This is a genomic window from Mucilaginibacter ginsenosidivorax, assembly GCF_007971525.1.
Classification (GTDB): Bacteria; Bacteroidota; Bacteroidia; order Sphingobacteriales; family Sphingobacteriaceae; genus Mucilaginibacter; species Mucilaginibacter ginsenosidivorax.
The window spans coordinates 378,583-401,689 of the sequence record NZ_CP042437.1; the positions used below are offsets into that span (position 1 = coordinate 378,583).

The window sequence follows — 23,107 nt, forward strand, 5'->3', positions numbered from 1 at the left end:
TCATCCGGCAAATGAAAGGTAGTCAGCTTTAAGGTTATAATTTATTGTCATGCAAGACGTTAACTCTAAGTCATCTATTGGTTATAGTTATTCTTTTTTACTGCTAAGTTTGGAGATACGCCTATACGATGCGTTTGGATTTCATTATCGAACAACATTCCGTTCGTAAAAGGACTGATATGACCCGTCCTGCTATACACAAATAATGCGTTCCGTATCTCACCCCGGAACGCACCCTATATGGGTCAACTAAATCCCGAACCCCATCTCATGGATTCAAGTTCTTATAATAACATCATTCCGACCGAAGGCTTTTTACGGGGTTGGTCAATGCGGCTTTGATGCTGTGGTAACTGACCGTGAGCAAAGTGATTGTTAACGCACCTGCTCCGGTCATTGCAAAAATCCACCAGGACAATCCGGTGCGATATGTATAATGCTGCAGCCACTGATGCATGAAATACCAGGACAACGGAACGGCGATGAGCAAGGCGATTCCCACCAGCAGGACAAACTCTCTGGACAACGAGCCCCAGATGCTCATCACCGATGCCCCCAGTACCTTGCGGATACCGATCTCTTTAATGCGCTGTTCTGCTACAAACGAGGCCACACCAAATAATCCAAGGCAGGAGATGAAGATGGCGAGCACCGCGAAGACAGAGGCCAGCTTTCCGGTGCGTTCTTCTGCCAGGAATTTTTGCGCATATTCGCTATCCACGAACTTATAAGTAAAAGGCGCTTCCGGTGCAAATTTTTTAAAGACCGCTTCGATACTGGCTAATGCATTCGCTACAGGTAGCCCCGCCTTAAGCTTCAAATTGATCACATTGAATGACCGCTCCCGGTCATCCATCAGAAATACGACCGGGGTTACCGGGTCGAAAGGTGAGTTCATCACCATGTCTTTCACTACACCCAGTACGTTCCATTCTTTACCGTGCCATTTGATGATTTCGCCCACCGGTTCTTTCAATCCCATCTGCCTGATGGCAGCTTCGTTAAATATAAAGCCCGACGAATCACTCAGGAACTGCCTGGAAAAATCCCGGCCTTCCTTCATTTTCCATCCTACCACGCTGCCAAAGTCGGGATCGACCAGCACCGTGCCGAATACTTCCTGCCGGTTAGGATCTTTGCCCCTCCAACTCAGGTTGTCTGCCGACGACCATGTTGCGGTCGTCGGGTTTCCAGACGGCGATACGCCGGACACTGCGCCGGTGTTCAGCAGTTCCTGGCGAAGAGCGCTGTACTCCTTGATCCCGTTATAAGGGATGGATATCAGGTTGTCCCGGTCATAACCGACCGGCCTGTCTTTGGCGAATTCAATTTGTTTGAAAACAACGATGGTACCGATAATAATGGTGACGGAAACAGCAAACTGGATAACCACCAATACTTTGCGCGGCAGGGCGGCGGCGGGCCCCGCTTTGAAAGTGCCCTTTAATACTTTTACGGCGTTAAAAGATGACAGGTAAAGCGCTGGGTAACTGCCTGCGATAAGCCCTGTGAAAAGGCAAAAACAAAAGCAGGTCAGCCATACCAGCGGGTTAGTCCAGATCAGGTGCAGCTGCTTGCCCGAAATATCGTTAAATAAAGGTAGGCTTAGCCAGGCTACCAGAACAGCGATCAGAAAAGATAAAACAACGATCAAAAATGATTCGCTTAGGAACTGCGCTACCAACTGACCGCGCAAGGAGCCGATGGCTTTACGTATGCCCACCTCCTTTGCACGTTTTTCACTTCGTGCCGTGCTCAGGTTCATAAAGTTAATACAGGCCAGCAGCAGTACGAATAAGCCAATAATACCAAAAAGCCACACAAACTGTAGGCGGCCTGCCACGGCAACGCCGTCCTTAAACTCGTAGAGGTGCCATTGGCGCATCGGAAATAAAACCATCGCGGGTTTGGTCGGATCTTTCCGCCGTTCATACAGGATGTTCTGTATTTTGCGGGCTACCTGGGCCGGTTGACTGCTCTCATTCAGCAAGGCGAAAACCTGGAAAGAACTGTTATTCCAGTTACCCATGTCTTCGGTGTTATTAAACAGAAGGCGGATAGGCGCAATAAAATCCACATTGCCGAACTGTGTGTTTTGGGGCAGGTCCTGATACACACCGGCAACCTGTACCAGGTAAGCATCGCTAATCTTGATCATTTTATTGATGGGATCGGCATTTCCAAACAGAGCCCGAGCAAATGATTCATTGATCAGTATGGTTCCCGGTTGCCTGAAAGATGTTTTCGATCCCTTCAACATATGCAACGTTATGATATCGGTCATAGCAGGTTCGGCAAAACAACCTGTCCGGGAAAAGGCATGATTATTATAATTGATGTTCTGCTCGTAGATCACGGCGGCGGAAACAGCTTCAAAGTCGCTACCATATTGACCCCGCAATGCTGCAGCAAGCGGAAAAGGCTGCGAGGCCTGCGTTGCGATGCCGCCGCCGACATGCTTATTAGCCACTACCTGCACAATGCGGTCATAAGACCTGTTGTACTTATTGAACGATACCTCGTCCCAGATCCATAAACCGATCATCATGGCGACAGCCATTCCTACGGCAAGCCCGCTGATATTGATGAAAGAAGAGACTTTGTTCCTGATCGTATTCCGCCAGGCGATTTTCAAATAATTTTTAAACATATGATTGCGGTTTACCTGGTCCGAAATTACCGCTGCCGGCGGGGAACCATATGTCAAGTTATAAGATGACAGTTGTTTTTTATAAGCGGCGGGCGTTTTACCGGTCACCAGCTTGAATGCGCGGTGAAAAGTGCTGGGCGAGTTGAAACCGGAATCATAAGCGATCCCCTCCAGTGTAAACCCGTCAAAAGCCGGGTCCTGCATTTTTTCGATAACTTCCGCTATACGGCGTTCATTGATAAAATCGTTAAAACTTTTTTTTAACCCCTGATTGATCAGCCGGGAAAGTTCATGCGTTGTCAGCAGCAACTTTTCGGCAAGACTGTTCAGTGTCAGTTCCGGGTTCCGGTGATAGTGACCGCTTTGTATCGTCTTTTTTAACCAGGTTGCCTCACGCTTCAGTTCCGACCGGCGCTGGGTAACTGGTACGACCGTCGCTACCGGCCGGGTCACCGGCTTAATGATTGCCAATGCTGCCATGCGGATTAGCAACGCTGCTGGCAATAGGTAGCAAGGCGTACAAGTTAAGTTTAACCGGTAAAAAAACAGGTTGACCATGCCGTAACCTACCGCCAATAGCACAGCAATTCCTAACAAGCGCATGGAAATATGAACGCTTTTCAAGCGGTTACGGTAGCGGTCACCTTCCTGAAATTGCTGGACATTATAAAACCTGGTCACGGCACGGCGTGACAGATATAAATAAAAGCCGGCAGAACAAAAGGTAAAACCCGGGCTCAGGTCCCGACCGGCAAGTTGCAAGGACAGTTCCGTCAGCGCAGGAACAAAATGGAGCAGATCTTGGTAGCGGTTCTGTTGATCCGGCTGGGTTAGCTGACGCACATAAAAGTAGAGCAGCGGTCCGATTGCAAATGAAAGTTTGAGCGGCCATGGCTGCCCGCCCATGACCCGGATCAACCAAAAGCTTACAACAACAAGTGCCAACCCCAGAAACCTGTTGGCTTTCGTCTCGGGTCCCTTAATCAGCCATAATAACGCTGCAAAAGCCAGCCCGATAAAAATCAGGCCGAGCAGCAGCATGTTGTCGAAATTCATATACAACTGGTGTCCGTTCATTTCTTTTTTTCGCGTCAAGGTATATTCCAAAATAATAAAAACCTGAGCAAGAGTAATTTAAACTAAATACAGTCAGGGCAAATGTAACGAAATCGAACAATGGGTGTCCGGGGCTGAAATAGGATTGATATTGCCAGGCCGACCTGAAGGGCGCTGCCTTTAAGACTTCATGCAGGGTAATAATTATAGATTACCGGTGGCAATCATTCGAATATATAATTCTAAAATTCAATAAGCTGGCCTACCGACCCGTGACTGAAAGCAAGCCTTGATTTTAAGTTGAACAAGATCGATGGCTTATTCGTATAAGTGGTAAAACCAACAGACGTGGAAAGAAATAAATCGGAACTGGAAAAAATTATGGCCTTCTCTCTCGATTTGATCTGTACGATGGATGAAGAAGGGCGCTTTGTCAAAGTAAGTGCAGCTTCGGGTCCGGTTTTGGGTTATGTGCCGGAAGAATTGAAAGGTAGATTTTATTGGGAATTCGTTTATCCGGAGGACTGCGGTATCACCCGCAACTATACCGAAGCGATCATGGCTGGCCGCATGGTGCAAAGCTTCGAGAACCGATATGTCGGCAAAGACGGGAATGTCAAACCAGTGTTGTGGTCATCGAACTGGGACGCTGAAGATCGGATTATGTATTGTATTGCCCGAGACGGCAGCGGAAAAAAACAGTCGGAAGCCTTGCAACGGTCTTTGGAAGAAGGCAACATACGCTATGAATATGTGACTAAAGCCACATCCGATGCCGTTTGGGACTGGAACCTGGAAAAGAATACTTTATATTGGGGAGAAGGCTTTACTTCGGTATTCGGCTATAACCTCAAAGAAATAACCGATGACATCAGATCATGGACGGAACACGTGCATCCTGAGGATGCACAGGCTGTCGTCAGCAGCGTTTACCACGTCATCGATCGCGGCGAAACTAATTGGAAAAAGGAATACCGGTACCAAAGAGCCGACGGCAGTTTCGCTGAGGTGGTTGACCGCGGTTTTGTTATTCGAGATGCGTCCGGAAAGGCCATTAGAATGGTTGGAGCGATGCACGATATTTCAGAGCGCAAGAAATCGCTTGCCGAGTTGAAGCAATTTGCGGAAGACCTCTATAAACGGAACCGGGAACTGCATCAGTTCGGCTACGTCGTTTCTCACAATTTGCGCTTACCAGTAGCCAATATCATCGGCATAGCTGATCTTATGGAAGCCGAACGTGACTGCCCGGAAACCCTTGACTTTTGTATCGCCGGTATGAAAGCTTCCGGAAGTAGCCTGGATGAGGTGATAAGGGACCTAAGTACCATCCTCTCCGTAACAGATGGAAGTATGGAGATTACTAAAGAACCTATCGATGTACTGGAAATCATCCATAAGGTGAAGGCCGACTTGAACCAGTCTATTTTGGAAACGCAAGCCGTCATCCATGTGCCGGAAGGTAACTATCTCCTGCATTCCCATAAAGCATACCTTTACAGTGTCTTTTACAACTTAATCAACAATGCTATCAAATACAGGTCCACGCAGCCGCCCACAGTTACTATTTTAGTGGAGGATTCGCCGGAATCACTTGTTGTTCAGTTGACAGATAATGGGATAGGCATCGACTTGAGGCGGCATCAGGATGACCTTTTCAGACCCTATAAACGATTCAACAACGAGAGAAAAGGGAAAGGTCTGGGCCTGTTTCTGGTTAAAAGTCATATGGACGCGCTGCACGGCACCATCTCGATTCAGAGTGAGCCGAAAAAGGGAACGAGTTTCGAGATGACGTTTTTAAAGGAAAAATAAAGATGAATCATCGGTTTTTTGACCAATGATTTTAGCGCTATAGTTGAACATGATGTGGTATTCCAGTATAATATGGAAAGTACCATTTGGGAGGGTAGAAAAGGCATCTGGTTAAATATCACTACTGTGCACCTCAGCGATACCATTAAACAGATCACCGGCCGCTTGGCAACAGAGACGGTATAGGAGCATGCAACGCTGGAAGCCAGGCGCTTACTACGTCATTCTGATCTGGATGTGAAGGAGGTCGAGTACGAAGTTGTTTATTCAACCTCCAGCCATTTTATAAAGATCTTTAAAACGATAAAGGGATTAACACAGGTTCGATATATGCAAACTATATTTGTGGGTTTGTAGTAGCGATTGATGCAATCTATTCTAAATGAATAATTAGGATAAGGTGGTAATAAGTCGATTCTTGATAATGTTCAGTTATCCTTTGTTGATATGAATAAATTGGGATAATAGATTTATTCACCAATAAAAACAAAAAACAATGGAGAACTTAGCAAAATTGAAAAACCAGATCGCTGCCGCGGAACTGGAACAAGTGCTGATAATTAATCATTGAAGGCGACAATAATATCAAATTAAGCGCCGACCGGGAAAAAGGTGGAGCGGGTATTGATCAACCTGATACAGAACGCTCTGAAATACGCGCCCGGTTCGCCAATTACGCTACGAACAGAGACTGTTTCAGGTTATATTAAATTATGCATCATTGACGAAGGGACGGGCATTCCTGCAGATAAAGTGCCACTGATTTTCGGGCGCTATTACCGGCTCGATCCAAAAGGTATTCAGAGGACTCGGACTTGGTCTGTATATCGCTGCAGAAATTGTGAAGCAACATGGCGGCGACATTGGCGTTTCGTCAGAACTTGGGCAGGGTTGTGTATTTTGGTTCACCCTGCTGGTAGCTTCCTACCAGTAAAGTTCTTATTCAGGTTATTCACTACCAGTGAAACGTATAAGCGTCTGCGCGTCGGGAATCGCGGCAACCGCTGCATCATTGTTGAAATAGCACCAAGCCTCCTTAATATCAGCAGACCTCGCCTCCACAAGAAATTTTTTAAGCGCCTCTTCACCATACGCAGAACTATATAGGTTAGGTACGCCGTGAAATCGGTAATAGACAGTATCCGTATTGGCTACCAGTTGCGCAGGCAGTTCCGGGTGACTCATTCCGCAAAAGGTAACACCTGCTTCGGCCAGCCGTTCATAGACAAGCGGGTTCCACCAGCTGGCATGCCGGAATTCCAATACATTCTTGTAGTTAAAATCCAGTTGGGAAAGGATACGCTCCAGCCTTTCTTCCTGGTATGCCAGGCGGGGCGGTAACTGGAACAAAACCGGTCCGAGCTTTTCCTGTAAACCCGCCTTGAGGGTGCCGTAAAAATCGCTCAGCATATCGACCGTGCCATGGAACTGTTTAAAATGGGTGATGGCACGCGGTGCTTTGACGGAAAACTGAAAATCATCGGGCGATATATCATACCAATTTTGCAGGAAAGAAAGTTTCGGAAACCTGTAAAAGGTTACATTCAGTTCCAGCGTTTTAAAATGGCTGGCGTAATATTCGAACCAGCGGCGCTGCGCCAAGCCTTCCGGATAAAAAGTATTTTTCCAGTGTGTATAATGAAAACCCGAACAACCGATATGCCAGTCTATCATAGTCACAAATAAAAAAGGGCCGCCATACGGCAGCCCTCCATCACAATGATTAATTATTCAACCTCCGCAGCAGCGGCTTCATTAACATAATTCTCTGCTACCTGCGTCAGCAGAGAATCCGCATTTTTTTCTTCTGCCAGGGTTTCATCCAGCAAGCTTTGCGCTTCGCTGTAACCTAAAGTGCCTGCTAAAGTGCGCAGGGTACCATAAGAGGCGATCTCGTAATGCTCAACTTTCTGAGCGGCCGAAATAATGGCTACGTCGCGTACTTCAGTTCCTTTATCCGTATCTGATAACAATTCGGTCGCCTCAGCTAATAAACCTTCCATGGCCAGGCATTTTTTGGCCGCCGCTTTTTCGCCCACTGAGGCAAACACGCTTTCCAAACGGGTGATCTGGTTTTTGGTTTCTTCCAGGTGGGTGGTGATCGTTTGCTTCAGGTCTTCCGATGTTGCTCCTTTGATCAATTTTGGTAAGGCGGTAGCTAAGTGCTTTTCAGCCCAATAAATATCTTTTAACTCATCAACGAATAATTCTTTTAAAGCGCTTACGGCTTCTTCAGAGCGGCTTGCAGCTGCTGCCGTCGCTTTTTTCTTTGTTTTTGTAGGCATAATGTAAATTTTTTAATGGTTTTTGATATGATCTATGACTGCGTAATCAATCGCAGTGGTTAATACAATTTGCATTCCAAAAAATCTCATTTCTTGATCGAACTGATTTCGCCGTTGCGCTCCATATAAACTTTATCGATTTGATCCATTTCCTCCGTCATAGCTGATTTGCGTACCCCCTGCATGATATCCTCTTCGCATACCAGCGCATCTTCCATATGCTCGTGGTTGAAGTGTCCTTTTTCAAAAAGCACCATTTTATCTCCTTCGATGAACCTTCCGAAAGCCTTACTGTGGGCAATAAGCCAGCCAAACAGGCGGTGCAGTAAAACTATTACGAAACAGCAAACCACGACCGGCACAAAGTCCGATGCGCCAACAATTGCCCGACTCATCACGGCGCCCAATGATATGGTGATGATATTATCCAGTGGGGTTCTGACCCCAAAAGAACGCCGGCCGGAAATCCGTATTAACAGCAGGGCGATGAGGAACATTACTACGCCCCGGTCGCTCATCTGTAGCGCATTCAGGTCTTTACCTTCGCCAAAAAATAGTTTTAATGTTTCCATAATTGCTAATCTTTAGTATTCTATAAGGCCGGGTTATCACGGACATGGCTTAAGTGTTCAATCCGCTCACTGGCTTGCCCTGAAGTCAGCTCTTGCTGGCCGTCCGAGGTATAATAAAAGATTGATCCGGGCTTTTCAAATGTGATAAAACCAAAATAATCAGGGTCTTCTATTTTTTCCAGGTGAGGCGTGCTCTCCTTACTGCGGGCCACAGGGTTCCCCAGGCCATTATCACGAAAAACACTATAGGTGCGTGATAATCGTATGGCCGTCCAGGTGTGCCTGCGTATCCGGGATAACCATAAACTTTAAGCCGCTTTCCAGTTTAAAATATAATGGCTTCATATCAGTTGTTTTTCCAGTCTATATGTACCTGGCTATCACCTGGAATAATATATTCCAGGTGGCCGGCTTTAGTTTTTTTTCCTTTTAAAATATCCTTTTGCCCTTTAAGGGTAACTTCAAACTCCGGCATTTTTCCTTTATCCGTTTTAGCGATCACCATCCGGCTGCTCAAACGGCCATCACCTGCCAGCCGGAAGTTAGCCGGCCGGTGTTTTTTCGGCGAAAATCCGTAAGTCGGGTAATCCGTACAAATGATGAACGGTTGCCCTTCGACCTGCATATAGTGTCGTGGTAAAATACCGAAAGCATTGCCGGCACCATATACTTCCTGGCCCACCTGGCCGGATTTTTCCCAGCCATCTTGCATATCCTCCAGGGCAATCCACAGGTAGGCGTCCACCTCACCCGTTTTAACTTCTTCAGAAAGCATTTCTTTGGGTAGCATCGGCGGGTAATAATAAACCGCACGGTCAAAAAGATATCGGATATATTCCGCCAACAGCAATCTGAGGGAAGGTAATATTTCCTGACCTTCAGCGTGTTTTAGATATTCGTGAAAAGCGCAAAAAACTTCTTCTTCTTCATAGGCGGCAGTATAGGGAGCATCGTTTAAAGGGAAAAGCGCAAAGAAGGAAGGAAAGTTTTTGCCGTAGCCATAATTACAATCCCACAGCCTGACGTTTTTAAATACGTTTGCCAGGCACAAATAACTCAGTTCTTTATACACTTCTTTTTTGGTCACTTTATAAAGGCGCAGTAACGCGCCGGCCGAAAAAGCGGTATTATTAGCCTGGTAAAAAAGATCAAAGCCCAGACCTCTTAATTTTTGGGCAGCTTTCTCAGCTTCTGCGAGGTAACGCTTTTCACCCGTCAGTTCCCAGGCCTGCAATAATACATGTGCATACAGCCCTGGTACATCTTTTTCACCACCTTTGCCCGGCTGTGTTTCGGCTTTGATAACTTCCAGCGTGTCCATCTTATAAAACACCGGCCAGTTATAATTGAACTTGCGGGCAACCTTGATAACAAATTCCAGCGAATCCAGGAAAAGTTTTTTAGCTTCCTTGTCGCCTTGCAAGGCTAAACGGGACAAATTCAGCATGGGATGCTGCAGATACCAAGAATCCATAACGAGCGGCTTTTTGTGTTCTTCCTCACCCTCCATGGTATCGGCGACTTTCGGGTGCCACCGCATCATGGTTTTGAGCTCATCATTATAAAATGCCGGCAAACCTTTTTTTATGATTTTCATAACCTCCAGCTGGACATTATTCCACTCGACGTAATCCAGTAAAGGCAGGAGTACGGCCAGCTGCACCATGACCTCTGGCGGGGTTTTGTAATCGGAAACATAGGCGTTAAAATAATGGTTGCCATCGACTTGGGACCAGCAACCGGGGCTCTCCTGCAGATCCTTTAAGCCCTTGACCAGCACTTCCGGCCAATGTTTATAGTTGGTTTCCGGCAACGGTAGTTTAAGATAGATCGCGGCCAGCATATCCAAATATTGGCGGGCCATTGCAGCTTCATCGGCCGGAAACTCATCAGTTAAAGCAACAAAAGCATCACTTAAAGTATAATTTTGACCGGCTTCCAACGGCCTATTTTTCAAGGTTGGTGGTAAGGCAAAACCAATTTCCGGCCATTCACCGCCTACCGTGTCGCCGGCCGAAGTTTCGGTAACTTGATTATAATCTCCTAGCGCCGTCAGGTTTTGCAAATAAAATACGGAACCCGCTTTTGGACGGGTAAGATTAAAATAAAGTTGGCCCGAACGTGTGCCAATCTGCGTAACCTTGATTTCGCCGTCCGCCAGTGTATCGCTGCCTTTTGCACCCAGTACTACAATATCCCGCGGCCAGTAAGGAAATAATAAAGGTGCAGCGGTTTTTAGCACGGTGGTCAGCCGGAATACAAGATTTTCCGCATCGGGCAGGTTAAGCGTGGCTTGGTAATCTCCCAGGCGGCAGCTGATTTTAAATATCACCTGGTCATTTTGCTCCGTCACCTTTTTCAATTGCAGTTCATCATTTGGTGAATAAGCCAACCTAAAAGCGATTCGGCTGCCCTTTGGCCAGCTTGCAACCAACCAGCAGCTGTCACCGGTCAGATATACCTTTAGGAAATACGCCTTGACCTGCTGCTCATATACGGCTATAAGTTCTGGGTCGTTTAATCTAGCATTAGCGGTTAGTAGCCAGGCTGAGGTTGCATTCATTGTAATTAAATTAATCGTTCAACAATTGTTTGATTACTCCGTGAACGCTGCGGTTAGCGTTAAAAAAATGTAGTACAACAACTACTGTAGATTAATAATTGTTTGCGAATTTTTACTATTAAAAAATATTATTAATTGAAACATAGTTTAACACGTATAGTTGTATATGAGAGCCGCTTCCTATCTGTCAAGCCGCTGCCTAATTTCTAATCCATAAAAAACTTAAAACAATGTTTCATCACGTAAAAGATTTACAATTCAATGCGCGTGTATCGCGCCCTGACCCCCGGTTTGCTAACTTACTATTGGAGCAATTCGGCGGAGAAAATGGTGAGCTGGCGGCAGCTATGCAATATTTTACCCAGGCGTTCGGTGCAAAAGTGCCGCACCCCGACAAGTATGACATGTTAATGGATATTGCCACCGAAGAATTCAGCCATCTGGAAATTGTCGGCGCTACCATTCAAATGTTATTGAAAGGCGTCAACGGTGATTTGAAGGATGCCGCTGAGCAAAGCGAGATCATGGTCGCCATGAACGGCAAGGCCGAAAAGGAAAGCGTGATTCACGCAGCTCTTTCTGCCAACCCGCAGTTCCCGATCATTACCGGCGGCGGACCGACACCAAGAAATAGCCAGGGCGTACCGTGGTGCGCCTCTTATATCAACAGTAATGGTGACCTGACGGTTGACCTGCACAGTAACCTGGCATCAGAATCACGTGCCAAATTAGTCTACGAGCACTTAATGAAGTTCACCGATGACCCCTATATTCATGAAACCCTTTCTTTCCTGATGACCCGTGAAGTAACGCATTATAAAATGTTTGAAGCTGCATTAGACAGCATTCAGCCAAATTTCCCGCCGGGTGTTTTAGCTGCTGATCCAAGGTTTTTGCAAAACACTTACAACCTTTCGGACGGTACTGTCCGCGGGCCTTGGAACGAAGGCGAGATCAAAGGTGTGGGTAAAAGTTTTGTTTATATCGAGAACCCGATCCAGCAGGCTCGCGACACCGAAGGTCAGACCAAACTGCCGGAAGATTTCTCCAAAGAATTAAAAGCTAAAGAGAAAACTGATAAGGAAATGAGTGCAGCTAAAAGTGCCGAAGTGAAGTTGTTTGAACCTAAAGGCGTGGCGCAATGGAGCACTTACAAAGATCAGCCGGATATTGAATCATAATGAGCCAATGGCCGTGGGTAAATCTACGGTCCATTATAATAATTACCGACAACAATGAAAAACATCTTAAAATTAACCGGGCTGGCACTCTGCCTTTTGTCTGCTTCGGCTTGTGACCAAAATGCCAGTCAGAAAACAATAAGGAACAGTAAAGACACCACAAGTGTTAACAAGGCTGGCGGTCCGCCTATCAGGGATACCGCCACCATTACTAAAGACCGGAGAGATTCTGCTAAAAATTCAGGGAAAAGCAATGCCGGCAAAGGTAACGCAGACCCGTCGGGACGTATTAAAAATTAATCAGATGGATAATCCAAGTATGCCCAATGGGCAGCAACTAACTACGCCGGAAGGTAAGGGCTCCGTACTGGAAACCATCGGTGATCAAGTGGTCGTAAAATTAGATAGCGGCGCAATTACTACAGGGCGGCTTTCCTTTTTAGCCACTTTTATATTATGGAACAAAAGATCGCCGACTGCGCCAAACTGCGGGCGGAAAAAAATCTAAGCATTGCATTTGTGGAGAGTGCCACTGCTGGCTGGCTTTGCTCAGAGTTTGCTCTGACCGAACAATCCGGGCAGGTTCTGGAGGGCGGTATTACCTGTTATAATGCGGACCTCAAGAAAAGCCTGCTGGGCGTACCGCATGAATTGATCGAGAAATACACGCCCGAATCGCAGGAAGTGACCGATGAACTGGCCCGGCGACTGGGCAAACTTATACCGGCAGATATCTTTGTTGCAGTAACCGGACTGACTACGCCCGGTGGCAGCGAGACTGCTGAAAAGCCTGTGGGCACGATGTTCGTTTCGGCCTTAATCAAAGGTCATTTATTTGCAAAACGTTATGAACTCAAAGGGAAATGCGAGGAGATCATTAAGCAGACGATTATCCATGTGGCAGCGTTAGTGGTCAGCCACGTTTGAATGTCCAGCGTTTTTCGGTAACGGCCGCTTCCAGGAATGCCGACCGAAACGCTGCCGCATTTTTAAAGCGCAGCTGCGGGATAAGCCGCGTTTCAAAACATACCTCGAAACCGGAACTTTCAAAAGGCCAGGGCTCGACCGTCAAGGTATGATCTGCCGATTGGATGAGGCGGTGTTCTTTGTTATCCGGCCCCTTGCTGATCTCCACCGCCCGTGCTTCCGGCTGGTTCTCCTGCTGGCAAAGCAACAATGACAAAGCATCGCACCATTCCAGTAAACGATAATCTCTTTCGGCTTCTGCCTGGGTCAGCCCTAATTCTTTTCGCCAGCGCTTTTGAAGATTTTTTTGTTCCTGCATGAATTTTCGGGCCGGGACATTGTGTATGCACTCCGTACCATAGACAAAATCCAGGTGCATGGAGCAAAGTAACGCGATGTAGCGGCTTTTGGATAAAGCGAAATCTATAGTTTGGGTACAGTGCCGCTGTTCAAAAACTTTCATTTTAAAATCTATGGGGCCGCCTTGCGGTGTGAGGAGGTTATCGCGTTCCAGTTCCACCTGTGCGTCATCATGTTCGGCAATGGCCAGCAGCAGTTCTGTCCAGCGGTTAGACCTGATATAATGTTTCCACTGCTGCGCTATCTGCGCCGCCAGCAGGCCGTGCGCTCGCTGCGTGATTACTTCCCAGCCGCTTTCTGTATAATTGACAATCATTTCCGCTTACTGACCAGATAAATGCCCAAAGCCAAACCGGTGATCAAAACGCCCGCGATATATTTGCGGTGTGCTTTTGGTTCGCCCGGCAAACCGAAACCGCCATGCGTGCTCATGCCATAATCTACGGTATTAAATACGTTCCCGTCGCTAAGCGCTATGGGGTCAGCCATATTCAGGTATTTATGCATAACAAAACCTGTCATTTTAGTCGTCAGTTCGGGAAAGATCGCATGCGATAACTTTAATAAAAGAGATACACTGCCGATATAAGTATTTGAACTTGGATCGGCCGCTGCTTTTACCATGGCATGCGCTAAGCGGACCGGATCGTAGACCGGGGGCGCTGGTTTAAGCACTTTACCAGTATAATTAGCGGCATGCTGGATACCCGGTGTATCCAGGAAGGCAGGGTACAGGTCACAGACATAAATATCCGGAAATGCGGACAGTTCCCCTTTCAGCGCTTCCGACCAGCCGCGCAAACCAAATTTGGCAGCCGTATAGCCGGCCCCGTAAGGCACCGGCAGGAACCCACCGATGGAAATATTATTAATAATGATGCCATGGCCCTGGGTTTTAAAAATGGGCAGCACGGCATGGGTGCCGTTCATATAGCCCAGGAGGTTGGTTCTGATGACCTGCTCATGGACCGCCATCGGCGTTTTATCGAAATCACCCGCGGCCAAAATGCCTGCATTGTTGACCCAGGCATCGAGCCGTCCCTGCCAGTCATTGGCCGCGTTGGCTAAGGCGATCATGGCTTTGCTGTCGCCGGTATCCGTAACTAACACAATGGCTTGCGCACCCAGTTCTTCGCATTCGCTTTTGACCTCATTTAAGGCAGCTTCATTACGGGCGGCCAGTACGAGTTTGGTTCGGTATTTCGCGAATTCCAAGGCTGCCGCCCTTCCTGCACCGCTGGAGGCACCAGTAATAACGATGGTCTTGCCTTGTAAGTCCTGTAGATTGTTCATGTTTCGTTAGCTTAATAGGGTGAGAATTTCTTGAATAGAAAAATGAGCGCCGCAAACGAATTCATCGGCTGCGCCATAATAGATGGTCAATCGGTCACCGTCGACGACATGCCCGTTGGTGAAAACTACATAACCAAAGAAACCGCTGAGCTCATAAGCTTCGGTCGGAACCATGATCGGGTCTTTGGTACGGCCGATCACTTCAGACGGGGCATCCAGGTCCATCAAAAAAGCGCCGAGGCAATACTGGTCTTCGGCATTGGCCCCATGGTAGATCTCCAGCCAGCCCTGTTCCGTACGGATGGGTGCTGCGCCGGCACCTACGCGGGCGCTATCCCACAGGCCGGGACGGGTTTTGATCAGGCACTGGTGATTTCCCCATTGGCGGGTGTCGGAAGATTCGGCCAGCCAGATATAATTGCCGCCGATCTCTTTGCTGCTTGGCCGGTGCAGGCAGTAATATTTATCATTCACCTTTTCCTCAAAAATAGCGCAGTCTTTATTATGCGGAGGCAGGATCATTCCGCCGCTTTCAAAATGCTGCCAGTCTTTAGTGGATTTCAAACCGACGCCCACCCCGCTGTCTGATACGGCAGTATAGGTCAGATAATAAATATCATCGATCTGTGTAACCCGGCAATCCTCGATGCCGAAGCGCTCCAGGTAACCCTTACCAAACAGGGCGGCGTTTGTCTGTGGCTCCGAAAAATGGATACCGTCATCGCTGCACAACAAACGCAGGTGTGACACGGTGGTCAGGTAATCCAGTCCTTTATAACTAATGACCCTGGCATCGGTGGCGATTAGGTCGGGATCGTTCAGCGGCACTTCGATGATTTCCGTATTTCCAGTGGCATTCAGCGCCGGGAAAAATATTACGCCCTCTTTTTGGGCGACACCTTCGGCCACCCGGACCAATAACCAAATTTTTTTATTAAACCGGAAAACTCCGGGATTTAGGAGGCTGATAATTTGCAGACCTTCAGCACTGGGCCGAAGATCTTTGGGCAGCAGGAGCGGATTTTCAGGAAAACGTTTAGTGATATCGTTCATTTTTTCCGGATGAGCTGGTAACCAATCCTGGCAAACAGGGCGAAAATGACATGTGCCGGAACCAGTTGTAAATAGTATTTGTCAAAGTTAAGTTTAGGCGGCAAGGGATGCATTTTGAAAGTAGACTTCCAGATAGCCACTGCTATCAGACCGCTAATACCGCCAAGGCAAAGGTTAGTTTTCCAGTCAGGTTTGATTTTACCCTCACGCCAAAGTTCAACGTAAACCAGCGAAAATAGCAAACCAACCCCATAATGGCCTAGCCAACCCAATGCCTGACTTTGTTTTTCATCTAATTTTGGAATCAGACGGCCGACCAGTTGCCCCAAGCGTTCGGGCTCACTAAAGTTTTCACCGTCTGCCAGCGATACGAGGTAGCTGAATAGCGTCATAAAGCTCGTCCCAGCAATGCCACTCACTAGTATCTCTTTAGTTTTCATCGGGATTTATTTTCATAAGGTTCTTAGTCGCCGGCCCGGTTAAAACTTGTCCGTGAATATCATAACGCGCACCGTGACAAGGGCAATCCCAGCTTTTTTCTTGGCCATTCCAGTTAACTATACAGGCTGCATGGGTACATACAGGACTGAGCGCATGAATGGCACCAGCCTCGTCGCGGTAAGCCGCAATTTTTTTACCATCCACCTCGACAACTTTACCGGTGCCCGGCTGCAATCTTTTCAGCGAATCAGTTTCATGCGTACCTAAACGGTCCGCAATAAAATGATAAGCTACATCCGCATTTTCTTTTACAAATTCGCTGAAGCTATCCACTGGTTTTATACGGCCAGGTGAAAAAAGCTCACTGAATTTATTAGGTTTCTTCAAGACGAGGTCACTTAAAATTTTCCCGGCTACGCTGCCCAGCATCATTCCATTGCCGTTGTAACCGGTCGCGCAGTATATACCTTCGGGAGCCATTGGCATCTGCCCGATATAAGGCAGTCCGTCGACAGGCACATAGTATTGCGACGACCAGCGGTATTTAGCAGAGGCTATGTTATAATATTTACAAACATATTTTTCAAGGTCTGCGAACGCTTTTTCCGGATCCCCATGACCGGTTTTATGATCATGACCACCCGCAAGCAATAGTTGTTGGCCATCAATGATGTGCGATCGAACGTAGTGGTAAGGTTCCTGGCTGTCATAGATCAAGGCATCCGGATAATCGCCGCTTTTAAGTTTAAAGGCCATCACATAACTACGGTAGGGCGCGCACTCGAAATTAAAGACATTAATATTTGGCGGCAAATGCGTAGCGTAGATAACTGCTTTTGCCAGAATATTGCCCTCTGCTGATGCAGCCGTATGAATACCGCCTTTAGTTTCCACACCGGTGATCAGCGTTTCTTCAAGAATAACACCACCTTCAGCCACGAAAGTTTTTTGAAGTCCTTGCAGATATCTTAATGGGTGAAACTGTGCCTGGTCATCCCATTTCAATGCTTTTTCAAAGGGCACGGGTGTGGGTACTTCATTCGTATAGCTTACGGGTACGCCGACTTTCACCGCACCCTTGTAGATCTCGTCCAGTTGTTTGACTTCATCATCAGTTTCAGCGTAAAGAAAGCCTGTTTTGGATTCAAGGTCGCAAGCTATTTTAAGCGTTGCTGTCTGAGTCTTGATAAGATTCAGCCCTTCAGCGATAGCTTCCCTGAATAACTGAGCACCTTTTTCGCCAAAAGCGCTTTCTGCCTCCGGATAAGTGGTATCTGCAAAAGTATTGATATGTGCACTGGTGCCGCCAGTCGTACCGAAGCCCGGGGAATGCGCATCAGCGATAAGCACTTTTTTACCTGCCTGCTGGAGCAGCAGCCCTGTGCTCAGCCCGGTGATGCCGGCGCCAACAATCAAGGCATCATAGATTTGTCCGGCTGCTGTTTTCCCGGTTATATTTCTATTAATTATAGCTGCCTGCCAGGGGCTTTCCTGCGCTCCGTCGCGAGGGGTGATCGGTTGAGTTTTTGTTGCCATAGACTAACTACAAAAAACGCGGGCACTGTGTTTGAAACTATCTTACATATTATTAAACAAAAAAATTTACTTAAAGTTAATTATAGACATCAAAACTTAACTAAACTTATGAAAGCAGCAGTATTTCACAAACCCGGCGATATCCGTTATGATACCGTTGAAGACCCGCGACTGAAACAGGACACGGATGTGATCTTAAAAGTTACTTCCACCGCCATCTGCGGTTCAGATCTCCACATATTAAGTGGAGGTGTACCGCAACCCAAACCCATGGTGATGGGGCATGAATTTATGGGCATCGTTGAAGAAGTGGGCAAAGGCGTCAAAAATCTGAAAAAAGGTGATCGTGTGGTGGTTCCCTTTCCGATCTCCTGTGGACATTGTTTTTTCTGCCAGCACGATGCCTCGCCTGCCTGCGAAAATTCCAATTACAAACATTATGGCCCTGACGGCGACATCGCCGACCAAAAAGGTGCAGCCTTATTTGGTTACACCGACCTGTATGGAGGCTATTCCGGTGGCCAGGCTGAATATGTGCGTGTACCTTATGCCGATATCAGTCCAAGAGTTGTGCCCGAGAACATGACAGATGAACAGGTCTTGTTTCTGACAGACATTTTCCCTACCGGCTGGTCAGCTATCGACTGGGCGCAATTAAAAGGCGGCGAGGTGGTGGCGATATTTGGTTCGGGCCCGGTGGGCCTGATGGCGCAGAAAGCTGCCTGGCTGAATGGCGCCAGCCGTGTAATCGCTATTGATCCGCTCAACTACCGATTAGAAAAAGCTAAAGCGGTTAATAAAGTAGAAACCCTCAATCCGCATGAAGTAGACGTAGTGGAAGCTATCAGAGCCATGACCGGCGGCCGCGGCGCGGACGTATGCGTAGACGCTGTGGGATTCGAACCCGAACGTGACATCCTGGATAAAGCTAAAGCACTTTTCAATTTCGAAGTGGGCAGCATGAAGGTACTGGATATGGCATTCAAAGCCGTTCGCCGCATGGGTACGGTTTCTATTATGGGCGTTTATGGCTCAACTTATGATAACTTCCCACTTCACCGAGTCTTTGATAAAGGCATTACCCTAAAAATGGGCCAGGCGCCGGTATTGAATTATATTGATCACCTGATCGAATTGGTAAAGACAGAAAAAGTGGTGCTCGACGATATCATTACCCACACATTACCCCTAAGCGAAGTAACCCATGGCTATGATATTTTCAATAAAAAAGAAGAAGACTGCGTGAAAGTGGTACTCAAACCTTGGGAACAGCGCAGGGAAACCGAAAATCAAGAACCTATAAAAATCGAAAACTAATGGAAAATCAAAAAACAGCTTTGATCACCGGCGGGACGAGCGGTATCGGCAAAGAACTTGCGAAACTATTTGCCAAAGATGAGTATAACTTAATTATTGTTGCCCGTGACCAGGCTGAACTGGATACCACCGCTGCCGAACTGCGCAGCTCGGGCATCTCCGTGCAAACAATTGCCAAAGACCTGTCAGACATGGAACAGGCTAAAGTGCTGTGTAAGGAGATCACTACACCTGTAGACGTGCTGGTTAACGATGCGGGCATGGGTGTTTACGGCCTATTCAAAGAGAATGATCTGGAACGCGAGTTGGGCATTATTCACCTGAATATATGTGCCACGGTCATCCTGACCAAACATTTTGTTCAGCAGATGGCCGAACGCGGCGGAGGCAAGATTTTGAACCTGGGCTCTGTTGCCGGCAAGTTGCCTGGGCCCTGGCAGGCGGTTTACCATGCTACCAAGGCCTTTGTGCTGTCTTTTACCGCTGCGATCCGCGAAGAACTGAAAGATTCAGGTATCACTTTTACGGCGTTGATGCCGGGTGCTACCGATACCGATTTCTTTAATAAAGCAGGCATGCTGGACAGCAAGATAGCGCAGGATAAAGAAGCGCTGGCGGATGCTGCTGATGTGGCTATAGAAGGGTATGAAGCTTTAATGGCGGGTAAGGACCGGGTAATCGCCGGCTGGAAGAACAGCCTGGAGGTGCATGCTGCAAACCTGATGCCGGATAGCAGTGTGGCGCACTCAATGTACGAACAGCAGAAACCAGTGGAACAGGAACAACAAAATCAATCCGGCAACTAATGGAAAAGACACCTGCAAAACAAAACCGGCAACCGGGTATCGAAGCTAAAATGGACCCGGCGCCGGAGTATATCAAGAGCGGCTATGCCGGCTCCGGCAAGCTGCAGGATAAAGTAGCTTTAATCACCGGCGGCGATTCCGGGATCGGCCGGGCTGTCAGCATTCATTTCGCACGAGAAGGTGCCGATGTGGCCATTGTTTATTTGGATGAAGATATCGATGCCAAAGAAACCAAACGACTTGTGGAGGCGGAGGGACGGAAATGCCTGTTGCTTAAAGGTGATGTAAAAAAAGCAGCTTTTTGCAAAAAAGCGGTTGCACAAACCGTCAGTAAATTAGGAAAACTGAACATCCTCGTAAATAACGCCGGCATGCAGTTTCCACAAAAAGATCCTAAGGCTATTGACGAAAAGCAAATGGAAGATACTTTCCGTACCAACATCTTTGCTTATTTCCACTTTGCCAACGAAGCATTGAAGCATCTGGATGAGGGAGATTGTATCATCAATACGACGTCGGTTACAGCTTACCGTTCTTCGCCTAACCTGATTGATTATTCATCAACCAAGGGCGCAATTACGAGTTTTACGCGGTCGTTAGCGACAAACCTAACAGAAAAGAAGATCCGGGTTAACGCGGTAGCTCCGGGCCCTGTTTGGACGCCGCTGATCGTCTCCACATTTGATGAAGAAAAGATCAAAAATTTCGGTTCAGAAACTGCGATGAAGCGGGCGGGACAACCTTCCGAGTTGGCGCCGGCATATGTATTCCTGGCTTCAGAAGACGCATCATTCATAACCGGACAGGTGATACATGTTAACGGCGGGGAGGTCGTCAACGGTTAAAATTAAAACATCAAACAATTTATATTATGGCTAAATATTCTGAAAAAGCACAGGACAAGGTCCATAAGGCTTTACATGAAAAAAAAGAAGGTACGCTTAAAAGCGGCAGCGGTAAAAAAGTAACCAATAAAAAACAAGCGGTTGCCATCGGATTATCCGAAGCACGGAAGGCAGGCGCCAAAGTCCCTAAAAAGAAAGATTGATATGAACGAAAATAAGAATATGACCCGGCGCCAGGTGGTGGCCGGGTTAGGTACCACCCTGGCGGCTGTGGCTGTTTCACCTGCCTTTGCTAATAATAGCCTGAACTTAAGTTTGTCCGATGGCCCTGCTAAAATCAGTGATCCGACCAAATTATATCCCAAACCGCCCTTTAAAAGTCAGCCGCAACCCTGGCCTGGCTTGCAAAGTAAAATGGATCCGGTGCCTGATTGCGGTGAAACCAGTTACAAAGGCTCGGGCCGCCTGATGGGCCGCAAGGCATTAATTACCGGGGGAGATTCCGGAATGGGCCGGGCGGCAGCTATCGCTTATGCTCGTGAGGGTGCTGATGTAGTGATCAACTATTATCCAACGGAAGAGCAGGATGCTCAGGAAGTAATTGCGCTTATAAAAAAAGAAGGCCGAAAAGGCGTTGCTATCCCTGGTGATTTAAGAAGTGAGGACTTTTGTAAAACGTTAGTGCAGAAAGCGGTTAGCGCTTTGGGTGGTTTGGATATAATTGTCAATAACGCTGGTCGCCAGCAATCGGTCGTCTCTATAGCCGACCTGACAACCGAAGAGTTCGACGCAACCATGAAGACTAATATTTACGCACCTTTTTGGATTATTAAAGCTGCTTTACCGCATTTGCCGGCTGGTTCCGCCATTATAGGGACAACGTCAGAACAGGCCTACGATCCCTCGCCCGATCTTTATGCATATGCCCAAACCAAAGCAGCAACGATGAATTACGTTAAGTCGCTGGCCAAGCAATTAGGCCCTAAAGGTATCCGCGTAAACGGCGTGGCACCTGGACCAGTTTGGACAGCCCTGCAAATCAGCGGCGGCGCGCAGCCTGAGAAACAACAAATGTTTGGCAGCTGGACCATGCTGGGGCGTCCCGGCCAGCCCGCGGAATTGGCTTCCATCTACGTACAGTTAGCCGCGGCCGATGCTAGCTTTGCCACCGGACAAATCTACGGTTCATCGGGCGGTGTAGGAATGCCTTAATCAAAAATTTGAAAATAGAATTATGAAAAATTTATTCATCCTTAGCATTTTGTGCTTTGGCGCCGTTAGCGCCAAAGCACAGATCCCGCAGCCAGATCCCGATACCACTGCCAAACATTTCCTGATTGTGGCCAGTATCAAAAATTTGCAGGAAATCAGCGCAGGGGAACTGGCTTTAAAAATGGCCAAACGACCGGAGGTCAAAACCTTTGGACAAATGATGGTTACCGACCACCAGGCTGCTGAGCAGTTATTGCTGCAAACCGCTAAAGAAAGCGGTATTAGTTTGCTGCCCGCCGCAACCGGTGGCATCCAGCCTGACCTAATGCTCAAAAACGCCGGGGCGGCCTTTGACAAAATGTACGTGCACGCCATGGTCAGCGGCCATCGGAATACTGTTGAGGTCTTCCAGAACTACGCAACCACCGGCAAAAATGCGGCAGTCCGCGATTTAGCGCGGCAGCTGTTGCCTAAACTGAAACACCACTTGGAAGAGATTGAGCAAATCGAACAAAAACTTTGATACCAACTGAGCTAGTACGATAATAGCATCATCACACATATGAAAATCATTTCCAGCCTGATAGGCGGCCTGGCAGGAGCTGCCGCCCTCAATTTACTGCACCAGACTGCTAAACAATTTGTACCTGATGCGCCGCGCGTAGACCTGGTCGGTGAAGAAGCGGTTTTCAAAGGTCTGGACAAGGTTGGTATCAACCCTCCAACGGGCAACGTTCCATTTACGGCCACCATGGCCGCTGACCTCATCAGCAACTCGGTGTATTACAACCTTATCGGATTTGGGAAAAAGAAGCATCTGTTAGTGGCCGGTGCTGCCAGCGGCCTGACCGCCGGGATCGGCGCGCTGAAACTTACCAAACCGACGGGTTTAAGCGACACACCTATCACCCGTACCCATCTGACAAAAGTGTTGACCGTGGTCTGGTACACCTTCTGTGGTTTAGTTGACGGAACGGTGATGTACGCTCTAAGAAAAAGGGCATGAGCTGCGATTTTTGAAGCAATTTGCCGACGTACATAGTTGCGATTAGGCAATTACTTTACCCGGGATCCAGTCTGTTCAAAAATGCAGCTATTGGATGTCGTCTTTTTTCGCGGAGCTGCTGGTTTTTGGGCCGCTCTTTTAATCTCAATC

General features: G+C 47.6%; 25 protein-coding genes and 1 pseudogene. 15 read left to right on the plus strand and 11 right to left on the minus strand.

What is annotated here, in order from left to right:
• Positions 1-295: 295 nt before the first annotated feature.
• A complete protein-coding gene (locus FSB76_RS01765) occupies positions 296-3,757 on the minus strand; it encodes an ABC transporter permease (protein WP_147051893.1) in 3,462 nt (1,153 codons plus the stop codon).
• A 297-nt stretch (positions 3,758-4,054) separates the two neighbouring features.
• On the opposite strand from FSB76_RS01765, the gene FSB76_RS01770 reads away from it, so the two are divergent.
• From FSB76_RS01770 to FSB76_RS33030, 5 genes and pseudogenes are all read left to right on the plus strand, one after another.
• The gene (locus tag FSB76_RS01770; RefSeq protein WP_147051894.1) at positions 4,055-5,521 is read left to right on the plus strand and encodes a sensor histidine kinase; all 1,467 of its coding nucleotides are present in this window, start codon (positions 4,055-4,057) and stop codon (positions 5,519-5,521) included.
• An 18-nt stretch (positions 5,522-5,539) separates the two neighbouring features.
• Complete coding sequence (locus tag FSB76_RS32005) at positions 5,540-5,707, plus strand: hypothetical protein (RefSeq protein ID WP_158642813.1); 168 nt, start codon at positions 5,540-5,542, stop codon at positions 5,705-5,707.
• Positions 5,708-5,719: 12 nt separating this feature from the next.
• Positions 5,720-5,878 (plus strand): helix-turn-helix transcriptional regulator, encoded by a 159-nt coding sequence (locus FSB76_RS32895; protein ID WP_147060818.1) that lies wholly within the window; start codon positions 5,720-5,722, stop codon positions 5,876-5,878.
• A gap of 255 nt (positions 5,879-6,133) precedes the next feature.
• A pseudogene (locus FSB76_RS32900) lies at positions 6,134-6,250 on the plus strand (hypothetical protein); the annotation flags it as partial.
• A 112-nt stretch (positions 6,251-6,362) separates the two neighbouring features.
• Positions 6,363-6,455, plus strand: a complete 93-nt coding sequence (locus FSB76_RS33030; RefSeq protein WP_449406758.1) for a hypothetical protein — start codon at positions 6,363-6,365, stop codon at positions 6,453-6,455.
• Between the two features lie 14 nt (positions 6,456-6,469).
• On the opposite strand, the gene FSB76_RS01785 is transcribed toward FSB76_RS33030, so the two are convergent.
• The 5 genes from FSB76_RS01785 to FSB76_RS01805 form a co-directional block, all read right to left on the minus strand.
• Positions 6,470-7,195, minus strand: a complete 726-nt coding sequence (locus FSB76_RS01785; protein ID WP_147051896.1) for a DUF72 domain-containing protein — start codon at positions 7,193-7,195, stop codon at positions 6,470-6,472.
• A gap of 53 nt (positions 7,196-7,248) precedes the next feature.
• Positions 7,249-7,806, minus strand: coding sequence for a YciE/YciF ferroxidase family protein (locus tag FSB76_RS01790; protein WP_147051897.1), 558 nt, complete (start codon positions 7,804-7,806; stop codon positions 7,249-7,251).
• 86 nt (positions 7,807-7,892) lie between these two features.
• A complete protein-coding gene (locus FSB76_RS01795) occupies positions 7,893-8,378 on the minus strand; it encodes a DUF421 domain-containing protein (protein ID WP_147051898.1) in 486 nt (161 codons plus the stop codon).
• A gap of 20 nt (positions 8,379-8,398) precedes the next feature.
• The gene (locus FSB76_RS01800; RefSeq protein ID WP_147051899.1) at positions 8,399-8,590 is read right to left on the minus strand and encodes a hypothetical protein; all 192 of its coding nucleotides are present in this window, start codon (positions 8,588-8,590) and stop codon (positions 8,399-8,401) included.
• A gap of 134 nt (positions 8,591-8,724) precedes the next feature.
• Positions 8,725-10,941 (minus strand): hypothetical protein, encoded by a 2,217-nt coding sequence (locus FSB76_RS01805; protein ID WP_147051900.1) that lies wholly within the window; start codon positions 10,939-10,941, stop codon positions 8,725-8,727.
• Between the two features lie 230 nt (positions 10,942-11,171).
• Between FSB76_RS01805 and FSB76_RS01810 the strand changes: the two genes are divergently transcribed.
• From FSB76_RS01810 to FSB76_RS01820, 3 genes are all read left to right on the plus strand, one after another.
• Positions 11,172-12,122, plus strand: coding sequence for a manganese catalase family protein (locus FSB76_RS01810; protein ID WP_147051901.1), 951 nt, complete (start codon positions 11,172-11,174; stop codon positions 12,120-12,122).
• A gap of 54 nt (positions 12,123-12,176) precedes the next feature.
• On the plus strand, positions 12,177-12,422 hold the full coding sequence (locus FSB76_RS01815) for a hypothetical protein (protein ID WP_147051902.1): 246 nt from the start codon (positions 12,177-12,179) through the stop codon (positions 12,420-12,422).
• Between the two features lie 156 nt (positions 12,423-12,578).
• A complete protein-coding gene (locus FSB76_RS01820; RefSeq protein ID WP_147051903.1) occupies positions 12,579-13,049 on the plus strand; it encodes a CinA family protein in 471 nt (156 codons plus the stop codon).
• On the opposite strand, the gene FSB76_RS01825 is transcribed toward FSB76_RS01820, so the two are convergent.
• Genes FSB76_RS01825 through FSB76_RS01845 form a run of 5 tightly spaced genes read right to left on the minus strand, consistent with a single transcriptional unit; the run spans position 13,036 to position 17,771 of the window.
• Positions 13,036-13,764, minus strand: a complete 729-nt coding sequence (locus FSB76_RS01825; RefSeq protein WP_147051904.1) for a DUF3891 family protein — start codon at positions 13,762-13,764, stop codon at positions 13,036-13,038. The genes FSB76_RS01820 and FSB76_RS01825 overlap by 14 nt on opposite strands.
• Entirely contained in the window at positions 13,761-14,741 is a 981-nt protein-coding gene (locus tag FSB76_RS01830; protein ID WP_147051905.1) for an SDR family oxidoreductase, read from the minus strand. Before FSB76_RS01830 ends, FSB76_RS01825 begins: the two co-directional genes overlap by 4 nt.
• Before the next feature lie 6 nt (positions 14,742-14,747).
• A complete protein-coding gene (locus FSB76_RS01835; protein WP_147051906.1) occupies positions 14,748-15,794 on the minus strand; it encodes a glycoside hydrolase family 130 protein in 1,047 nt (348 codons plus the stop codon).
• Complete coding sequence (locus FSB76_RS01840) at positions 15,791-16,234, minus strand: hypothetical protein (protein WP_147051907.1); 444 nt, start codon at positions 16,232-16,234, stop codon at positions 15,791-15,793. The genes FSB76_RS01835 and FSB76_RS01840 overlap by 4 nt, the downstream gene beginning before the upstream one ends.
• Positions 16,224-17,771 (minus strand): FAD-dependent oxidoreductase, encoded by a 1,548-nt coding sequence (locus FSB76_RS01845; RefSeq protein ID WP_147051908.1) that lies wholly within the window; start codon positions 17,769-17,771, stop codon positions 16,224-16,226. Before FSB76_RS01845 ends, FSB76_RS01840 begins: the two co-directional genes overlap by 11 nt.
• Positions 17,772-17,879: 108 nt before the next feature.
• Between FSB76_RS01845 and FSB76_RS01850 the strand changes: the two genes are divergently transcribed.
• The 7 genes from FSB76_RS01850 to FSB76_RS01875 are packed head-to-tail and all read left to right on the plus strand — an operon-like array spanning position 17,880 to position 22,957.
• Complete coding sequence (locus FSB76_RS01850; protein ID WP_147051909.1) at positions 17,880-19,088, plus strand: zinc-dependent alcohol dehydrogenase; 1,209 nt, start codon at positions 17,880-17,882, stop codon at positions 19,086-19,088.
• Positions 19,088-19,894: an SDR family NAD(P)-dependent oxidoreductase gene (locus tag FSB76_RS01855; RefSeq protein ID WP_147051910.1), complete on the plus strand. Its 807-nt coding sequence runs from the start codon at positions 19,088-19,090 to the stop codon at positions 19,892-19,894. The genes FSB76_RS01850 and FSB76_RS01855 overlap by 1 nt, the downstream gene beginning before the upstream one ends.
• Complete coding sequence (locus FSB76_RS01860; protein ID WP_147051911.1) at positions 19,894-20,739, plus strand: SDR family oxidoreductase; 846 nt, start codon at positions 19,894-19,896, stop codon at positions 20,737-20,739. The genes FSB76_RS01855 and FSB76_RS01860 overlap by 1 nt, the downstream gene beginning before the upstream one ends.
• Before the next feature lie 26 nt (positions 20,740-20,765).
• A complete protein-coding gene (locus FSB76_RS32320; RefSeq protein WP_192910117.1) occupies positions 20,766-20,942 on the plus strand; it encodes a DUF6496 domain-containing protein in 177 nt (58 codons plus the stop codon).
• 1 nt (position 20,943) lies between these two features.
• Positions 20,944-21,951, plus strand: a complete 1,008-nt coding sequence (locus FSB76_RS01865; RefSeq protein ID WP_192910118.1) for an SDR family oxidoreductase — start codon at positions 20,944-20,946, stop codon at positions 21,949-21,951.
• 22 nt (positions 21,952-21,973) lie between these two features.
• Positions 21,974-22,474 carry a DUF4142 domain-containing protein gene (locus FSB76_RS01870; protein WP_147051912.1) on the plus strand — a complete coding sequence of 167 codons (501 nt, stop codon included), beginning with the start codon at positions 21,974-21,976 and terminating at the stop codon, positions 22,472-22,474.
• Positions 22,475-22,513: 39 nt separating this feature from the next.
• A complete protein-coding gene (locus FSB76_RS01875; protein WP_147051913.1) occupies positions 22,514-22,957 on the plus strand; it encodes a hypothetical protein in 444 nt (147 codons plus the stop codon).
• Positions 22,958-23,107: the final 150 nt, after the last annotated feature.